The sequence below is a fragment of the Streptomyces cyaneofuscatus genome (genome assembly GCF_033109485.1).
GTDB classification, from domain to species: Bacteria; Actinomycetota; Actinomycetes; order Streptomycetales; family Streptomycetaceae; genus Streptomyces; species Streptomyces cyaneofuscatus.
In genome coordinates this window covers 6,346,436-6,362,038 of sequence record NZ_CP137002.1, presented here as the reverse complement: position 1 = coordinate 6,362,038, position 15,603 = coordinate 6,346,436, and the positions used below count along the sequence as shown (strand labels likewise).

Sequence of the window (15,603 nt, the reverse complement as noted above, 5' to 3'; positions counted from 1 at the left end):
GCGCCGCCTCAGTAGCGGTACTGCTCGTTCTGCCCGGTGTCGTACCCGTTGGCGTTGCCGTTGCCCTGGCCGTACGGGGCGGGCTGCTCGGGCGGCATCGGGGGGTACTGCTCGGCGTCGCGCTGCTGCGGGACCCAGACGCCGCCGGGCGGGGTGTCCGTGGTGTACGCGTCCGTGCCGTAGCTCTGGGCGTAGGGGTCGGCGTAACTCTGCTGGCCGCCCTGGCTGTCGTAGCCGTTGCCACCGTTGCCGTAGGCGTCGTAACCGCCGTAGGGGGCCGTCCCGTTGGTGGTGCCGATGTACGGGTCGGAGTAGGCGGCGTAGCTCTGCTGGCCGGTCCCGTAGTCGTAGGGGCCGGCGTAGGTGTCCTGGACCTGCTGCGGGTCGTAGCCGGAGTAGGGGTCGTACGCGGCGAACTGCGGCTGGGCCGCGGGGTCCGCCTCGTACGGGTACGAGTCCTGGCTCCCTTGGCCGGGGCCGTCGGCCGCGTAGCCGGAGTCGCTGTACACGCCGTACTGGCCGGTGTCGTCGGGCAGCGGCTGCGGCTCGTACACGGAGGTGACCGAGGTGGGGTCGTCGGACGCGGTGGCCGGAGCCCCGGTGCCGTTGCCGAAGGAGTCGAAGGCCGGTTCGGCCGCGGGGTCCGAGACCTCCAGGCCGGAGACCTCCAGCGTGGGCTCCTTGGCGGCCGGGCGCTCGCCGCCGCCCCGGCGACGGCGGCTCTCGCCCGGGCTGCCGCCTATGGCCCAGCCGGTGGAGAAGCCGCGGCGGAAGGAGAGCGTCACATAGGTCTGACCGGTGGCGAAGGCGAGGGCGCCGACGACGATGACCGGGACGGAGGCGAGCAGGACCCCCATGACCACACCGAGGAAGCCGCCGAAGGCGAGGAGCCGCCAGCGCAGCCGCGCCTTGTACTGCAGCAGCACCTCACCGAGCAGCCACAGTGCCACCAAGCCGAATGCGATGTAGAGGACCGTCCAGCCCACGCCCGCCCCCTCCTGCGGCCGCAGCCGCTCGGGGGCGGGTACGGCCGGTCACGACTGCTTGTGCAGTCCGAGATTCTCGTAGATTTCGAGCGTTGCCGTCGAGTTGTTGAGCGTGATGAAGTGCAGCCCGGGCACACCCTCGGACAGCAGCGTCGCGCAGAACTCCGTCGCGAACTCGATACCGATGGAGCGTACAGCGGCCGGATCGTCCTTGACCGCGAGGATCCGCTCTTTCAGCGGCTCCGGGACGGTCGCGTTGCTGAGCTGCGAGAATCTTTCCAGTTGCTTCACACTCGTGAGCGGCATGACCTCGGGAATCACCGGCGTATCGCAACCGGCCGCGACCACCCGGTCACGCATCCGGAGGTAGTCCTCCGGACGGAAGAACATCTGGGTGATCGCGTAGTCGGCCCCGGCCCGGCACTTGTCGACGAAGTGGCCGATATCCGTCTCCCAGTCGGAGGAGCGCGGGTGCATCTCGGGGAACGCGGCGACGCCGACGCAGAAGTCGCCGGACTCCTTGATGAGGCGGACGAGGTCGGCCGCGTACTTCACGCCCTGCGGGTGCTCGACCCACTCCCCCATGGGGTCGCCGGGCGGGTCACCGCGGACCGCGAGGATGTTCCTGATCCCGGCGTCGGCGTACTGGCCGATCATGTTGCGCAGCTCGGCGATCGAGTGGCTGACCGCGGTGAGGTGGGCGACCGGGGTGAGCGTGGAGTCGGCGGCGATCTGCTGGGTCGCCCGCACGGTCCCGGCCCGGGTGGAGCCGCCGGCCCCGTAGGTCACCGAGACGAAGCTCGGGCGCACCGCCTCGACCCGGCGCAGCGCGTTCCAGAGGTTGCGCTCGCCCTTCTCGGTCTTGGGCGCCCAGAACTCGAAGGAGTACGAGGTTTTGCCGGTCGCGAGCAGGTCACGCACCGTGCGTGCGTGGTCCGTCCTGGTGGAAGCTGTCCCAAGGGCCATAGGGCGAGGTTAACCAGGGGGTGGACACTCCCCCAACCAGAGCAGCCAAGATTGTCTCGTTTTGCCGGTTTGCCGTCCACCCCTTGGGACGAAGGTGGACCGGAAACCTCGTAAGACCTGATCAGAGGGTGTGTGCCCGGACCCTCTTCGCGAGCTCGGCGGTGGCGGCCGCCGGGTCGTCCGCCGCGGTGATCGCCCGGACGACGACGATCCGGCGGGCGCCCGCCTCCAGCACCTCGTCCAGGTTGCCCGCGTCGATGCCGCCGATCGCGAACCAGGGGCGCGACTGCCGCAGGGAGGCGGCGTACCGCACGAGGCCGAGGCCGGGGGCGTGGCGGCCGGGCTTGGTGGGGGTGGGCCAGCAGGGGCCGGTGCAGAAGTAGTCCACGCCGTCCTGGGCGACGGCGGCGTCGACCTCGGACTCGGCGTGCGTGGAGCGGCCGATCAGCCGGTCGGAGCCGATGATCGCGCGGGCGGCGGGCACGGGCAGGTCGCCCTGGCCCAGGTGCAGGACGTCGGCGCCGATGGCGTGGGCGACGTCGGCGCGGTCGTTGACGGCGAGGAGCTTGCCGTGGCGCCGACAGGCATCGGCGAAGACCGCGAGGTGCTCCAGCTCCTCGGCGGCCTCCATGCCCTTGTCCCGGAGCTGGACGATGTCGACGCCGCTGGAGAGCACGGCGTCCAGGAAGGCCGGGAGGTCACCTTGGCGCTTACGAGCGTCCGTGCAGAGGTAGAGCCGGGCGTCGGACAGCTGCTCGCGAGGCGTGGGCATGGTGGATTCCCCCCGTGGTCGAGGCGGGGCACGGGCCCGCGCTCAGCGCGGGGCCCGTACGCCGCTTCCGGTCGTGTCGGTCAGACGGCGAGCGCCTGGGCGCGGCGCTTCACCTCCGTACCGCGATTCTCACTCAGCGCCTGTGCGGGGGTGCCGGGCAGGGTCGGGTCGGGAGTGAAGAGCCACTCCAGCATCTCTTCGTCGGAGTAGCCGTCGTCCCTCAGGAGGGTCAGGGTGCCGGAGAGGCCCTTGACCACCTTGGTGCCGTCGATGAAGGCGGCGGGCACCTGGAGCGTCCGGTTCTCACCACGGCGTACGGCGATGAGCTGGCCCTCCTTGACCAACTGCCGTACACGCGTCACCTCGACATCGAGCTTTTCCGCGATGTCGGGAAGGTGGAGCCAGGCGGGGACGAGAGCATCGGTCTTTGCGTCAATCTCGGTCACAAGGACAAGCGTGCCATCTGGGACTGACAGCCGGTAGCCGGGCCGACCGTACGGGGGTCGGACCGGGGGGCACAGGGGGTCGGCCCGGGGTGTCACAGGGGGTCGGCCCGGGGTGTCACAGGGCGGTGGACTTCAGCGGTACGGCGGGGTCGGCGACCCGCTCGGGGTCGAGGACGGCCCCGGATTCGATGAGCTTGCGGCCCTGGGCGAGGTCGCGCGGGCGCCCCACCGCGAGGACGGCGACCAGCGCACCGGCCTTCAGCCAGCACACCGACCAGGTGGCCTCGGCGCCGTCGCCGCGCCAGATCAGGGTGTCGGCGTGGGCGTGGTGGCCGGCGTACTGCACGAAGCGGCCGAACTGCTCGGACCAGAAGTACGGGACGGGGTCGTGGACCGGCAGCGGCTCACCGCTCTCCGCGGCGAGGATCGCGGCGGCCGCGGTGCGCGGGCCCTGGAGGGCGTTGTCCCAGTGGTGGATCAGCAGGCGTTCGCCGTAGCGGGCGGAGGGGAAGGAGGCACAGTCCCCGACCGCGTACACATCGGGCAGGGAGGTGCGCAGCGCGCTGTCGGCGGTGACCGAACCGTCCGGGCCGCGTTCGATCCCGGAGCCGGCCAGCCAGCCGGTGGCGGGGCGGGCGCCGATGCCGACGACCACGGCCCCGGCGGGCAGGGTCCGGCCGTCCGCGAGGACCACGGTGCCCTCCTCGACGCGCTCGACCCGGGCCTCGGTGAGGAGTTCGGTGCCGCTCTGCGCGTACCAGTCGGCCATCGGGGCGGCGACCTCGGCGGGCAGGGTGCCGGCCAGCGGGCGGGCGGCGGCCTCGACGACGGTGACCGCGCAGCCGGCGGCGCGGGCGGCGGTGGCGAACTCGGCACCGATCCACCCCGCCCCGACGACGACCACGTCGTGCTGCTGCTCCAGGACGGGCCGCAGCCGGGCGGCGTCGTCCAGGGTGCGCAGCAGATGGACGCCGGGAACGGCCTCGGTGCCGGGCAGGGCGATGGGCTCGGCGCCGGTCGCCAGGACCAGGACGTCGTAGGGGACGGGGCCGTCCGCCGTGTCCAGGACGTGGTCGGCGGCGCGCAGGGCGGTGACGTCCACACCGAGGCGCAGCGTGATGTCCAGCGCCTCGAAGTCGACGTCGAAGGCGGAGTCCTCGGCCTTGCCCAGCAGCACCGCCTTGGACAGCGGCGGCCGGTCGTAGGGCTGGTGGGGTTCGGCGCCGATCAGGGTGACGGGGCCGGTGAAGCCGGCTTCCCGCAGGGCGACGGCGGTCTGTACGCCCGCCATGCCCGCTCCGACGATCACGACGTTCCGTGTGCGCTCTCGCGCCGCGTGGTGTTCCGTCTGCTCGCTCACGTGTACCACTCTATTCAGCTGACGCGACGTCAAGGGGTGACTTCCTCCACCACACTCGTCCCGCTGCCTTCCTGTGACTCCCATTCCCAGCGCTCGTCCAGCCGCACCCGGCCGTCCGGGAGTGCCGTGACGGTGGAGAGGCAGTGTCCGGAAGAGGTCGTTCCGTCCTGCTTGAGCTGGACGTAGCGGAAGTCGAGGGCGTCCCCCTCGCGGGTGCCGACGAGATGGCCGCGGGCCACGTCACCGCCCGCGTACTCGGCCCAGATCGCGCCGTCCTGCTCGTGGTACGTGAAGCGGGTACGGGTGCCGACCTGGCCCGGGGCCTGGTCGGCGACGGGTGAGAGGACGAGTCCGTCGAGCGAACGGGCCATGGTGGCTGCTCCCCTACTGGGCGGAATGCGGGTGGGTTTAGGGTGGCCAACGTAGAACAACTCGCGGGAGCCCGGACGCACCGGGCTGAGAGGGAGGCTGGAGCGCCTCCGACCGTACGAACCTGATCCGGGTCATGCCGGCGAAGGGAGGGGCTGGACACCCATGCGCGTCTCGGGGAAGACCTCCGGAAGCCCGGGGGAGAAATCAGGGTCCGATGTCCTTGTCATCGGGGGCGGCGTCATCGGCCTGGTCACGGCGTGGCGGGCGGCCCAGCGCGGGCTGGCCGTCACCGTGGCCGATCCCGGTCCGGGCGGCGGCGCCGCCCAGGTCGCGGCGGGCATGCTGGCCGCCGTCACCGAACTGCACTACGGCGAGGAGATGCTGCTCGGCCTCAACCTCGCCTCGGCCGCCCGCTATCCGGAGTTCGTCGCGGAGCTGGAGGCGGCGAGCGGCCGGGAGACCGGCTTCCGTACCTGCGGAACGCTGGCCGTCGCGCTGGACTCCGACGACCGGGCCCATCTGCGGGAGCTGCACGCCCTCCAGGAGCGTTCGGGCCTGGAGTCGGTCTGGCTGAGCGGCCGTGAGTGCCGCCGCCTGGAGCCGATGCTCGCGCCGGGGGTACGGGGCGGGCTGCGGGTGGACGGTGACCATCAGGTGGATCCGCGTCGGCTCGCCGCCGCGCTGCTGGCCGCGTGCGAGCGGGCGGGGGTGGTGTTCCGCAGGGCTTCCGCCGTGCGGCTCACCGTCAGCGGGGGCCGGGCGGCCGGGGCCGTGCTCGACGACGGTACGGAGGCCGGGGCCGACCAGGTCGTCCTGGCGGCGGGCAGCCTCAGCGGGCGGCTCGCGGGGCTGCCGGAGGAGGTCCTGCCGCCGGTCCGCCCGGTCAAGGGCCAGGTCCTGCGGCTGACCGTGCCCCGGGCGTACGCCCCCTTCCTCAGCCGGACCGTGCGCGCCGTCGTCCGGGGCGGCCACCTCTATCTCGTACCGCGTGAGAACGGCGAGCTGGTCGTCGGCGCGACCAGCGAGGAGATGGGCTGGGACACCACGGTCACCGCCGGCGGGGTCTACGAGCTGCTGCGCGACGCCCACGAGCTGGTGCCCGGCATCACCGAGCTGCCGCTCACCGAGACCCGGGCCGGTCTGCGCCCCGCATCCCCCGACAACGCCCCGCTGCTCGGCCCGACCGCCCTGCCCGGTCTCCTCCTCGCCACCGGCCACCACCGCAACGGCGTCCTGCTGACGCCCGTCACCGGCGACGCGATGGCCGAGGTGCTGACCACCGGCGAGCTGCCCGAGGTGGCCCGCCCCTTCACCCCGGGCCGGTTCACGTCCGCCGGCGCCGCCCCCGTACTCCAGGAGCAGTCCGTATGAGCACGCTGAGCCCGCCCGTGTCGGTATCGGTCAACGGGGAGCCGCGCGTCCTCGACGCGGGCACCGCGCTGGACCGCCTCGTCGCCACCCTGACCACCGCGCCCTCCGGCGTCGCCGCCGCCGTCAACGAGTGCGTCGTGCCGCGCGGGCAGTGGGCCGCCACCACGCTCGGCGAGGGCGACCGCGTCGAGGTCCTGACCGCTGTCCAGGGAGGCTGACCGTGTCCGACGACGTCTTCGCCCTGGGGCCGGCCGCCTTCGGCTCCCGGCTGATCATGGGGACCGGCGGGGCGCCGAGCCTGGAGGTGCTGGAGCGGTCGCTGATCGCCTCCGGCACCGAGCTGACCACCGTCGCCATGCGCCGGCTCGACCCGACCGTGCAGGGCTCGGTCCTCTCCGTGCTGGAGCGGCTCTCCATCCAGGTGCTGCCGAACACGGCGGGCTGCTTCACGGCCGGTGAGGCGGTGCTGACCGCGCGGCTGGCCCGGGAGGCGCTCGGCACCGACTGGGTCAAGCTGGAGGTGGTGGCCGACGAGCGGACGCTGCTGCCGGACCCTATCGAGCTGCTGGACGCGGCGGAGATCCTGGTGGACGACGGGTTCACCGTGCTGCCGTACACGAATGACGACCCGGTTCTGGCCCGGAAGCTGGAGGACGTGGGGTGCGCGGCGATCATGCCGCTCGGCTCCCCCATCGGCTCGGGGCTCGGCATCCGCAACCCGCACAACTTCGAGCTGATCGTGGAGCGGGCGGGGGTGCCGGTGATCCTGGACGCGGGGGCCGGGACCGCGTCGGACGCGGCGCTGGCGATGGAGCTGGGGTGCGCGGCGGTGATGCTCGCCTCGGCGGTGACCCGGGCGCAGGAGCCGGAGCTGATGGCGGGTGCGATGCGTCACGCGGTGGAGGGCGGGCGGCTGGCGTACCGGGCGGGGCGGATTCCGCGCCGCCATTTCGCCGAGGCGTCCTCGCCGGTGGACGGGCGGGCGGCGCTGGATCCGGAGCGGCCGGCGTTCTGAGCGGCGGTTCGTGGTCGGGGGCGCTGCCCCCGAGCCCCCGCTCCTCAAACGCCGGAGGGGCTTGAACCGCACGTCACAGGTCGGTAAGGGAACGGCCCCGGGAGTGCCCGCTCCGTCCGGGGTGTCGGTGGCGGCTCGTAGACTCTCGGGGTGGACACGACCCTCCAGGACCCTCTCGTCGGGCAGCTGCTCGACGGCCGGTATCGCATTGAGGCGCGCATCGCCGTCGGCGGGATGGCCACGGTCTACCGGGCCGTGGACACCCGCCTGGACCGGGTGCTCGCCCTCAAGGTGATGCACCCGGCGCTCGCCGTCGACGCCGCCTTCGTCGAGCGGTTCATCCGCGAGGCCAAGTCGGTGGCCCGGCTGGCCCACCCCAATGTCGTCGCGGTCTTCGACCAGGGCGCCCAGGGTGCGTACGTCTATCTCGCGATGGAGTATGTGGCGGGCTGCACTCTGCGCGACGTCCTGCGCGAGCGCGGCGCCCTCCAGCCCCGGGCCGCGCTGGACATCCTGGAGCCGGTCCTCGCCGCGCTCGGCGCCGCGCACCGGGCGGGGTTCGTGCACCGCGACATGAAGCCGGAGAACGTCCTGATAGGGGACGACGGGCGGGTGAAGGTCGCCGACTTCGGCCTGGTCAGGGCGGTCGGCACGGCCACCGACACCACGGGTTCGCTGCTGGGCACGGTCTCGTATCTGGCGCCCGAGCAGATCGAGCACGGCACCGCCGACACCCGCAGTGATGTGTACGCCTGCGGGGTCGTGCTGTACGAGATGCTGACCGGCGCCAAGCCGCACACCGGGGAGAACGCCGCCCAGGTCATCTACCAGCACCTCAACACCGACGTCCCGGCCCCGTCCGCCGTCGTGCCGGGGCTCCCGGTCGCGCTGGACAGCCTGGTGGCGAGCGCGACCGCCCGCAATCCCGAGGTGCGCCCGTACGACGCGGTCCTGCTGCTGGCCGAGGCCCGGGAGGCCCGTGCCGGGCTGACCGAGGCCGAGCTGGACGCCGTACCGCCGCAGGCGCTGTCGGACACCCACGACGGCGCTCAGGACCGTACGAGCGTGATCCCCCGGGCCCTTCCGGTGGACGACGGCGCGGACGGGGGCGGCGTGCACCGCACCAGCCGGCTGGAGATGCCGCCGCCGGTCGCCCCGCCCCGGCGCCGGGCCGCCCGGCGCGGGCCGTTCGGCGGACCGCACCGCAAGCTGATCACGATCATCACCGCCGTCCTGCTGACGCTCGGCGTCGGCGCGGGCGTCTGGTACATCAACTCGGGCCAGTTCACCCAGGTCCCCTCGCTGCTCGGCCAGACCCAGAAGGTGGCGGAGCAGCGGCTCGCGGACGAGGGGCTCGGGCTGAAGGGGGTGGAGCGGGTCTTCAGCGACACCGTCGAGCGGGGTTCCGTGGTCGACAGCGACCCCGCGTCCGGCGACCGGATCCGGGGCAACGGCTCGGTGAAGCTCGTCGTCTCGCGCGGCCCGGAGATCGTCCGGGTGCCCGATGTCGCGGGCTCCTCCCTCGCGGACGCCCGGCGCTCCCTGAAGAAGGTGGGCCTGGTCCCCGGCATGGTGACCAGGGAGTTCAGCGAGGACGTGGCGCGCGGTGAGGTGATCCGTACGGATCCGCGCGCGGGCACCGACCGGAACCCCGACACGGCCGTCGCTCTGATCGTCAGCAAGGGCAGTCCCGTCGACGTCCCGGACGTCACCGGCCTCTCGGTCGAGGACGCCACGGCGGAGCTGGCGGAGGAGGGGCTGAAGGTGGACGTGCTGCCCGGCCGGGTCCACTCCCCCGAGGCCGACGGCGACATCGCCAAGCAGTCCCCCGGCGCGGGCGCCGAGGCGGCCGAGGGCGACACGATCGAGCTGACCGTCTCCAAGGGCCCCCGGATGCTGGACGTCCCCGACATCACCGGGCGGGACGTCGACGAGGCCCGGGCCACCCTGGAGGAGGCGGGCTTCGAGGTGAAGGTCGACCGGCCGTTCCTCTCCTTCAGCAACACGATCGCGAGCCAGTCCGTGGAGGGCGGCGAGCAGGCCCCCGAGGGCTCCACCATCACCATCAGGACCAAGGGGTTCTAGACATGCGTAACCCTGTGGGCGGTCATGTCCCGGTGGCCGGCGGCCTCGCCAAGGTCGGTCTGGAGTACGCCCGTGAGCTGGCGGCCGAGGCCGTGCAGGTCTTCGTCGCCAACCCGCGCGGCTGGGCGACGCCCACGGGGAACCCGGCCCAGGACGAGCTGTTCCGCACGGAGTGCGCGACCGCGTCGATACCGGCGTACGTCCACGCCCCGTATCTGATCAACTTCGGCTCGCACACCGAGGCGACGGTCGAGAAGTCCGTGGAGTCGCTGCGCCACTCGCTGCGGCGGGCCCGGGAGATCGGCGCGCTGGGCGTGGTGGTGCACACCGGCTCGGCGACGGGCGGGCGGCCCCGCTCCGAGGCGCTGGCCCAGGTGCGGGAGCACATGCGGCCCCTGCTGGACGAGCTGACCCACGACGACGACCCGTATCTGCTGCTGGAGTCGACGGCGGGCCAGGGCTCCTCGCTCTGCTCCCGTACGTGGGACTTCGGACCGTACTTCGAGGCGCTGGACGCCCACCCCAAGCTGGGCATCTGCCTGGACACCTGCCACATCTACGCGGCGGGGCACGATCTGGCCGGCCCCTCGGGGATGCGGCAGACACTCGACCTGCTGGTGGAGACGGTGGGCGAGGGCCGTCTGAAGCTGATCCACGCCAACGACTCCAAGGACGTCGTGGGCGCGCACAAGGACCGGCACGAGAACATCGGCGCCGGTCACATCGGTGCGGAGCCCTTCCGGGAGCTGTTCGCGCACCCGGCGACCGAGGGCGTACCGCTGATCATCGAGACGCCCGGCGGCAAGGAGGGGCACGCGGCGGACGTGGCCCGCCTGAAGGAGCTCCGGAAGGGCGTCCGGAAGAAGCCCTAGCGCGCTGAAGAAGCCTTAGAGCTCGGGGCCGTCCCCGGGCTCCTCCTGGTAGGAGTAGCGCTGCTCGCTCCAGGGGTCGCCGATGTTGTGGTAGCCCCGCTCCTCCCAGAATCCGCGCCGGTCGGTCGTCATGTACTCCACGCCCCGGACCCATTTCGGGCCCTTCCAGGCGTACAGGTGCGGGACGACGAGGCGGAGCGGGAAGCCGTGCTCGGCGGTGAGGAGCTCGCCGTCCTTGTGGGTGGCGAAGAGGGTGCGCTCGGAGGCGAAGTCGTCCAGGCGCAGGTTCGAGGAGAAGCCGTATTCGGCCCAGACCATCACGTGGGTGACGTCGGGCGCGGGGGGTGCCAGGTCGAGCACCGTACGGGCGAGGACTCCGCCCCATTCGGCGCCGATCATGCTGAACTTCGTCACACAGTGCAGATCAGCGACGACCGAGGAGAACGGCAGCGCAGAGAAGTCCTGGTGGTTCCAGCAGTGCTTGTCGCCGTCGGCGGTGGCCCCGAAGACCCGGAACTCCCAGCGCTCCGGTTTGAACTTGGGAACGGGCCCGTAGTGGGTGACCGGCCATCCGCGCTGCAGTCGCTGTCCTGGTGGAAGCTCCGACTGCTCTGCCGCGCGATTCTCCCGGTTTTCCGGCTGACCCATGTATCCATGGTGACAGACAGGCAGGGGTGGTCATGACCAGGGCAGACCCCCATGGGGTCAACTCGTACTAAGCGTGCACTTACTGGACGGCCGGTGAGTGCGGTGCGAGGATGCGGCCACCTTGTCGATCACGCTTGGAAGGAGCCTCTGCGATGCAGGGCGACCCCGAGGTCCTTGAGTTCCTCAACGAACAGCTGACGGCCGAACTGACCGCTATCAACCAGTACTTCCTGCACGCGAAGATGCAGGACAATTTCGGCTGGACCAAGCTCGCCAAGTACACCCGGGCCGAGTCCTTCGACGAGATGAAGCACGCCGAGATCCTCACGGACCGGATCCTGTTCCTGGACGGGCTGCCGAACTACCAGCGGCTCTTCCACGTCCGGGTGGGCCAGACGGTCACCGAGATGTTCCAGGCGGACCGCCAGGTCGAGGTGGAGGCGATCGACCGCCTCAAGCGCGGGATCGAGCTGATGCGCGCCAAGGGGGACATCACCTCGGCGAACATCTTCGAGTCCATCCTGGAGGACGAGGAGCACCACATCGACTACCTCGACACCCAGCTGGAGCTGGTCGAGAAGCTCGGTGAGCCGCTCTACATCGCGCAGCTGATCGAGCAGCCGGAGAGCTGAGCCGACGCGCTACGAGAGGCCGTCAGGCGGCGAGCGGTGCCACCGCCGGGACCGGGTGGCTGACCGATGCCGCCGCAGGGACCGGGTGGGTGACCGATGCCGCCGCGGGGACCGGGTGCGTGACGGACGCCGCCGCGGGCTCCCGCTGCTGGCCCGTGAGGTCGCGGCGCGAGCAGTCACGCCCCAGCAGGGCCTGGATCCGGCGGACGCAGCCGCCGCAGTCGGTGCCGGCCTTGCAGGCCGAGGCGATCTGGCGCGGGGTGCAGGCCCCGGCGTCCGCATGCTTCTTGACCTGCGCCTCGGTGATGCCGAAGCAGGAGCAGACGTACATGCGGTTCACCTCCCTGCGGGCCGGTCGCTGGTGCCGTCCCCGTCTTCGTCGGTGAGGCTAACCTAACCTTACCCGCCTGGCGAGGCGCGCAAAAGCCCGGGAACGGACTGTGGGGCACGGATCACATGGATCCGTGCCCCACAGGTGCGACCGGCGGGAATACCCGCCGGACCGCTTACTGGTCGCGGTACATCTCGGCGACGAGGAAGGCCAGGTCGAGGGACTGGCTGCGGTTGAGCCGCGGGTCGCAGGCCGTCTCGTAGCGCTGGTGGAGGTCGTCCACGAAGATCTCGTGGCCGCCGCCCACGCACTCGGTGACGTCGTCGCCGGTCAGCTCCACGTGGATGCCGCCCGGGTGGGTGCCGAGGCCCTTGTGGACCTCGAAGAAGCCCTTGACCTCGTCCAGAACGTCGTCGAAGCGGCGCGTCTTGTGGCCGGAGGCGGCCTCGAAGGTGTTGCCGTGCATCGGGTCGGTCACCCACGCCACGGTGGCGCCGGACGCGGTGACCTTCTCGACCAGCTCGGGCAGCTTGTCGCGGACCTTGTCGGCGCCCATGCGGACGATGAAGGTCAGCCGGCCGGGCTCGCGCTCGGGGTCCAGGCGGTCGACGTAGCCGAGGGCCTCGTCGACGGTGGTCGTCGGGCCGAGCTTGATGCCGATCGGGTTGCGGACCTTGGAGGCGAACTCGATGTGCGCGCCGTCCATCTGCCGGGTGCGCTCACCGATCCAGACCATGTGGCCGGAGGTGTCGTACAGCTCGCCGGTACGCGAGTCGGTGCGGGTCAGCGCCGTCTCGTAGTCCAGCAGCAGCGCCTCGTGCGAGGCGTAGAACTCGACCGCCTTGAACTCGGCCGGGTCGGTACCGCACGCCTTCATGAAGTTGAGCGCGTTGTCGATCTCGCGCGCCAGGGCCTCGTAGCGCTGGCCTGCGGGGGACGACTTCACGAAGTCCTGGTTCCAGGCGTGCACCTGGCGCAGGTCCGCGTAACCACCGGTGGTGAAGGCGCGCACCAGGTTCAGCGTCGAGGAGGACGCGTGGTACATCTGCTTCAGCCGCGCGGGGTCCGGGATCCGGGCCTCTTCGGTGAAGGCGAAGCCGTTCACCGAGTCGCCGCGGTAGGTCGGCAGGGTCACGCCGTCGCGGGTCTCGGTCGACTTGGAGCGCGGCTTGGAGTACTGGCCCGCGATCCGGCCGACCTTGACGACCGGCACGGAGGCGGCGTAGGTCAGGACGGCGCTCATCTGGAGCAGCGTCTTCAGCTTGGCCCGGATGTGCTCGGCGGACACGGCGTCGAAGGCCTCGGCGCAGTCGCCGCCCTGCAGCAGGAACGCCTCGCCCTTGGCGACGGCTCCCAGGCGGGCGCGCAGCTGGTCGCACTCGCCCGCGAAGACGAGCGGCGGATACGACGCGAGGTCCGCGAGTACATCGCGCAGGGCCTCGGAGTCGGGGTACTCGGGCTGCTGCGCCGCGGGAAGGTCTCGCCAGGTGTTGCCACCGGCGACGGAGGTATTGGCGTTCACGGTCACGTGCACAACATTACGGGGTCGCGCGGGGCGTCCATTCGAGCGCTCAATAGTTGAGACACCCGCTCCGATGCCCGGAACGTCCGCTAGGGTCGCAGCATGTCGACGCAACAGATCCAGATCTCGATCCAGAACTGGTGGTGGACCGCTCATCCGGCGGCCCGCTGACACATCGCGCTGACACACTTCGCGAAGGCCGCCCGAGGGGCGGCCTTTCCTGCGTTTCGGAGCCGTTCCTCTCCCCCGTGAATCCCGTACGAGCCCCTCGTACGGTCCGTCCGGAAGGAACCCGCTCCCATGTCCCGTACCGCGCATCGCACCGCCTCCGATCTCGTCCGCCGGCTGCTGGCCGAGGACGCCCCGCCCTTCGCCCTGCTGCGCCGACGTACGCCCGGCCGTGACCACGATCACGTGGAAGTGCTGATCGGCCGGGTGCGGGAGGCGGAGCGGCTGGCCGATCTGCCGGTGGGCGCGTCGCCCGCGCTGGCCCTGGTGCCGTTCCGGCAGATCGCCGAGCGCGGCTTCGACGTACGGGACGACGGGACGCCGCTGAGCGTGCTGGTCGCGGACGAGAGTCACGAGCTGGAGCTGGCGGAGGTGCTGGCCGCGCTGCCCGCCCATGACGTGGTGGTGGAGGACCGGGGCTTCGATGTGCCGGACGCGGCGTACGCGGAGATCGTGCGGCGGGTGATCCGGGACGAGATCGGGCAGGGCGAGGGCGCGAACTTCGTGATCCGGCGGACGTTCCGGGGGGAGATCCCGGGGTTCGGGCGGGCGGACGCGCTGGCGCTGTTCCGGCGGCTGCTCGCGGGTGAGCGGGGCGCGTACTGGACGTTCGTCGTGCACACGGGCGACAGGACGCTGGTGGGGGCCAGCCCGGAGGTGCATGTGCGGATGTCCGGCGGGACCGTCGTGATGAACCCGATCAGCGGGACCTACCGCTACCCGGCCGAGGGGCCCACCGCGACGAGCCTGCTGGCGTTCCTCGGGGACCGCAAGGAGAGCGAGGAGCTGTCCATGGTGGTCGACGAGGAGCTGAAGATGATGTGCACGGTCGGCGACATGGGCGGGGTGGTCGTCGGACCCCGGCTCAAGGAGATGGCCCACCTCGCCCACACGGAGTACGAGCTGCGGGGCCGGTCCTCCCTGGACGTACGGGAGGTGCTGCGCGAGACCATGTTCGCGGCCACCGTCACCGGCTCCCCGGTGCAGAACGCCTGCCGGGTGATCGAGCGGTACGAGCAGGGCGGGCGCGGCTACTACGCGGGCGCGCTGGCCCTGGTGGGGCAGGACGCGAACGGGGCGCAGACGCTCGACTCGCCGATCCTCATCCGGACCGCCGACATCGCCCCGGACGGTTCGCTGAAGGTGCCGGTCGGCGCCACTCTCGTACGCCATTCCGACCCGGAGAGCGAGGTCGCCGAGACCCATGCCAAGGCCGCCGGGGTGCTGGCCGCCCTCGGGGTGCGGCCGGGGCGGCCGGAGGCGGAGGCGGGGCGTCCGCTGCTGGCCGCCGATCCCCGGGTGCAGGCGGCGCTGGACGACCGGCGCGGCGGGCTCGCTCCGTTCTGGCTGCGGATGCAGGAGCGCACCCGGGAGCTGACCGGGCATGCGCTGGTGGTGGACGGCGAGGACACGTTCACCGCGATGCTGGCCCACCTGCTGCGCTCGTCCGGGCTGGAGGTGTCGGTGCGGCGGTTCGACGAGCCGGGGCTGCGTGAGGTGGTGCGGGCGCACCGGGGGCCGGTCGTGCTGGGCCCCGGTCCCGGGAATCCGGGCGATCTCGCGGACCCGAAGATGCGGCTGCTGCGGGAGCTGGCGGCGGGGCTGGTGCGGGAGCACCGGTACGGGCTGCTGGGCGTCTGCCTCGGGCATGAGCTGATCGCGGCCGAGCTGGGCATGGAGATCGTGCGCAAGGCGGTGCCGTACCAGGGGGCGCAGACCAGGATCGAGCTGTTCGAGCGGCCGGAGACGGTCGGCTTCTACAACAGCTTCACCGCTCGCTGCGACTCTCCTGCCGCCGCCGAGCTGGCCGCGCACGGGATCGAGGTGAGCCGGGACGAGGAGAGCGGTGAGCTGCACGCGCTGCGCGGGCCGGGCTTCGCCTCGGTGCAGTTCCACCCGGAGTCGGTGCTGACCGTGCGGGGGGCGGCGATCGTGACGGAGCTGCTGGCGGGGCTGCCGGTGCTGAGCTGAGCCCCTTCGGGCTCACGGCCTCGGAG

The 15,603-nt window shown here is 71.9% G+C and carries 17 protein-coding genes and 1 riboswitch; of the genes, 8 read left to right on the top strand and 9 right to left on the bottom strand.

The annotated features are described in order from the left end of the window. Nucleotides 1-8 precede the first annotated feature (8 nt). The 6 genes from R2B67_RS28005 to R2B67_RS27980 form a co-directional block, all read right to left on the bottom strand. A complete protein-coding gene (locus R2B67_RS28005) occupies nt 9-986 on the bottom strand; it encodes an SCO2102 family sporulation regulator (RefSeq protein ID WP_317821930.1) in 978 nt (325 codons plus the stop codon). A 48-nt stretch (nt 987-1,034) separates the two neighbouring features. Beyond that, a complete protein-coding gene (gene metF / locus R2B67_RS28000; RefSeq protein WP_109977364.1) occupies nt 1,035-1,952 on the bottom strand; it encodes a methylenetetrahydrofolate reductase [NAD(P)H] in 918 nt (305 codons plus the stop codon). A 121-nt stretch (nt 1,953-2,073) separates the two neighbouring features. Next, nucleotides 2,074-2,724, bottom strand: coding sequence for a thiamine phosphate synthase (gene thiE / locus R2B67_RS27995; RefSeq protein WP_317821928.1), 651 nt, complete (start codon nt 2,722-2,724; stop codon nt 2,074-2,076). 80 nt (nt 2,725-2,804) lie between these two features. Further along, nucleotides 2,805-3,170, bottom strand: coding sequence for an Rv2175c family DNA-binding protein (locus tag R2B67_RS27990; RefSeq protein ID WP_018511976.1), 366 nt, complete (start codon nt 3,168-3,170; stop codon nt 2,805-2,807). Nucleotides 3,171-3,285: 115 nt separating this feature from the next. Continuing rightward, entirely contained in the window at nt 3,286-4,530 is a 1,245-nt protein-coding gene (locus R2B67_RS27985) for an NAD(P)/FAD-dependent oxidoreductase (RefSeq protein WP_317821926.1), read from the bottom strand. 29 nt (nt 4,531-4,559) lie between these two features. Continuing rightward, a complete protein-coding gene (locus R2B67_RS27980) occupies nt 4,560-4,901 on the bottom strand; it encodes an avidin-fold protein (RefSeq protein ID WP_317821925.1) in 342 nt (113 codons plus the stop codon). A 53-nt stretch (nt 4,902-4,954) separates the two neighbouring features. Continuing rightward, a riboswitch (TPP riboswitch) is annotated at nt 4,955-5,067 on the top strand. On the opposite strand from R2B67_RS27980, the gene thiO reads away from it, so the two are divergent. The 5 genes from thiO to R2B67_RS27955 all read left to right on the top strand — a co-directional run bounded on the left by thiO (nt 5,065) and on the right by R2B67_RS27955 (nt 10,245). Beyond that, nucleotides 5,065-6,273, top strand: coding sequence for a glycine oxidase ThiO (gene thiO / locus R2B67_RS27975; RefSeq protein ID WP_317821924.1), 1,209 nt, complete (start codon nt 5,065-5,067; stop codon nt 6,271-6,273). Its footprint overlaps the riboswitch before it by 3 nt. After that, entirely contained in the window at nt 6,270-6,491 is a 222-nt protein-coding gene (thiS, locus tag R2B67_RS27970) for a sulfur carrier protein ThiS (protein ID WP_018511972.1), read from the top strand. The genes thiO and thiS overlap by 4 nt, the downstream gene beginning before the upstream one ends. A gap of 2 nt (nt 6,492-6,493) precedes the next feature. Then, on the top strand, nt 6,494-7,288 hold the full coding sequence (locus R2B67_RS27965; RefSeq protein ID WP_317821922.1) for a thiazole synthase: 795 nt from the start codon (nt 6,494-6,496) through the stop codon (nt 7,286-7,288). 150 nt (nt 7,289-7,438) lie between these two features. Next, a complete protein-coding gene (pknB, locus tag R2B67_RS27960) occupies nt 7,439-9,373 on the top strand; it encodes a Stk1 family PASTA domain-containing Ser/Thr kinase (RefSeq protein WP_317821920.1) in 1,935 nt (644 codons plus the stop codon). A 2-nt stretch (nt 9,374-9,375) separates the two neighbouring features. Further along, the gene (locus tag R2B67_RS27955; RefSeq protein ID WP_317821919.1) at nt 9,376-10,245 is read left to right on the top strand and encodes a deoxyribonuclease IV; all 870 of its coding nucleotides are present in this window, start codon (nt 9,376-9,378) and stop codon (nt 10,243-10,245) included. Between the two features lie 15 nt (nt 10,246-10,260). Here R2B67_RS27955 and R2B67_RS27950 read toward each other — a convergent pair whose 3' ends face one another. Then, nucleotides 10,261-10,893 (bottom strand): sulfite oxidase-like oxidoreductase, encoded by a 633-nt coding sequence (locus tag R2B67_RS27950; protein WP_018511968.1) that lies wholly within the window; start codon nt 10,891-10,893, stop codon nt 10,261-10,263. A gap of 152 nt (nt 10,894-11,045) precedes the next feature. Between R2B67_RS27950 and bfr the strand changes: the two genes are divergently transcribed. Further along, nucleotides 11,046-11,525, top strand: a complete 480-nt coding sequence (gene bfr / locus R2B67_RS27945; protein ID WP_018511967.1) for a bacterioferritin — start codon at nt 11,046-11,048, stop codon at nt 11,523-11,525. A gap of 22 nt (nt 11,526-11,547) precedes the next feature. Here bfr and R2B67_RS27940 read toward each other — a convergent pair whose 3' ends face one another. After that, a complete protein-coding gene (locus tag R2B67_RS27940; RefSeq protein WP_317821917.1) occupies nt 11,548-11,856 on the bottom strand; it encodes a (2Fe-2S)-binding protein in 309 nt (102 codons plus the stop codon). A gap of 175 nt (nt 11,857-12,031) precedes the next feature. Then, nucleotides 12,032-13,378: a class II 3-deoxy-7-phosphoheptulonate synthase gene (locus tag R2B67_RS27935; protein WP_026241475.1), complete on the bottom strand. Its 1,347-nt coding sequence runs from the start codon at nt 13,376-13,378 to the stop codon at nt 12,032-12,034. 102 nt (nt 13,379-13,480) lie between these two features. Between R2B67_RS27935 and R2B67_RS36080 the strand changes: the two genes are divergently transcribed. Then, complete coding sequence (locus tag R2B67_RS36080) at nt 13,481-13,549, top strand: trp operon leader peptide (RefSeq protein WP_106429850.1); 69 nt, start codon at nt 13,481-13,483, stop codon at nt 13,547-13,549. Between the two features lie 129 nt (nt 13,550-13,678). Then, nucleotides 13,679-15,577: an anthranilate synthase family protein gene (locus tag R2B67_RS27930; RefSeq protein ID WP_317821915.1), complete on the top strand. Its 1,899-nt coding sequence runs from the start codon at nt 13,679-13,681 to the stop codon at nt 15,575-15,577. Nucleotides 15,578-15,603: the final 26 nt, after the last annotated feature.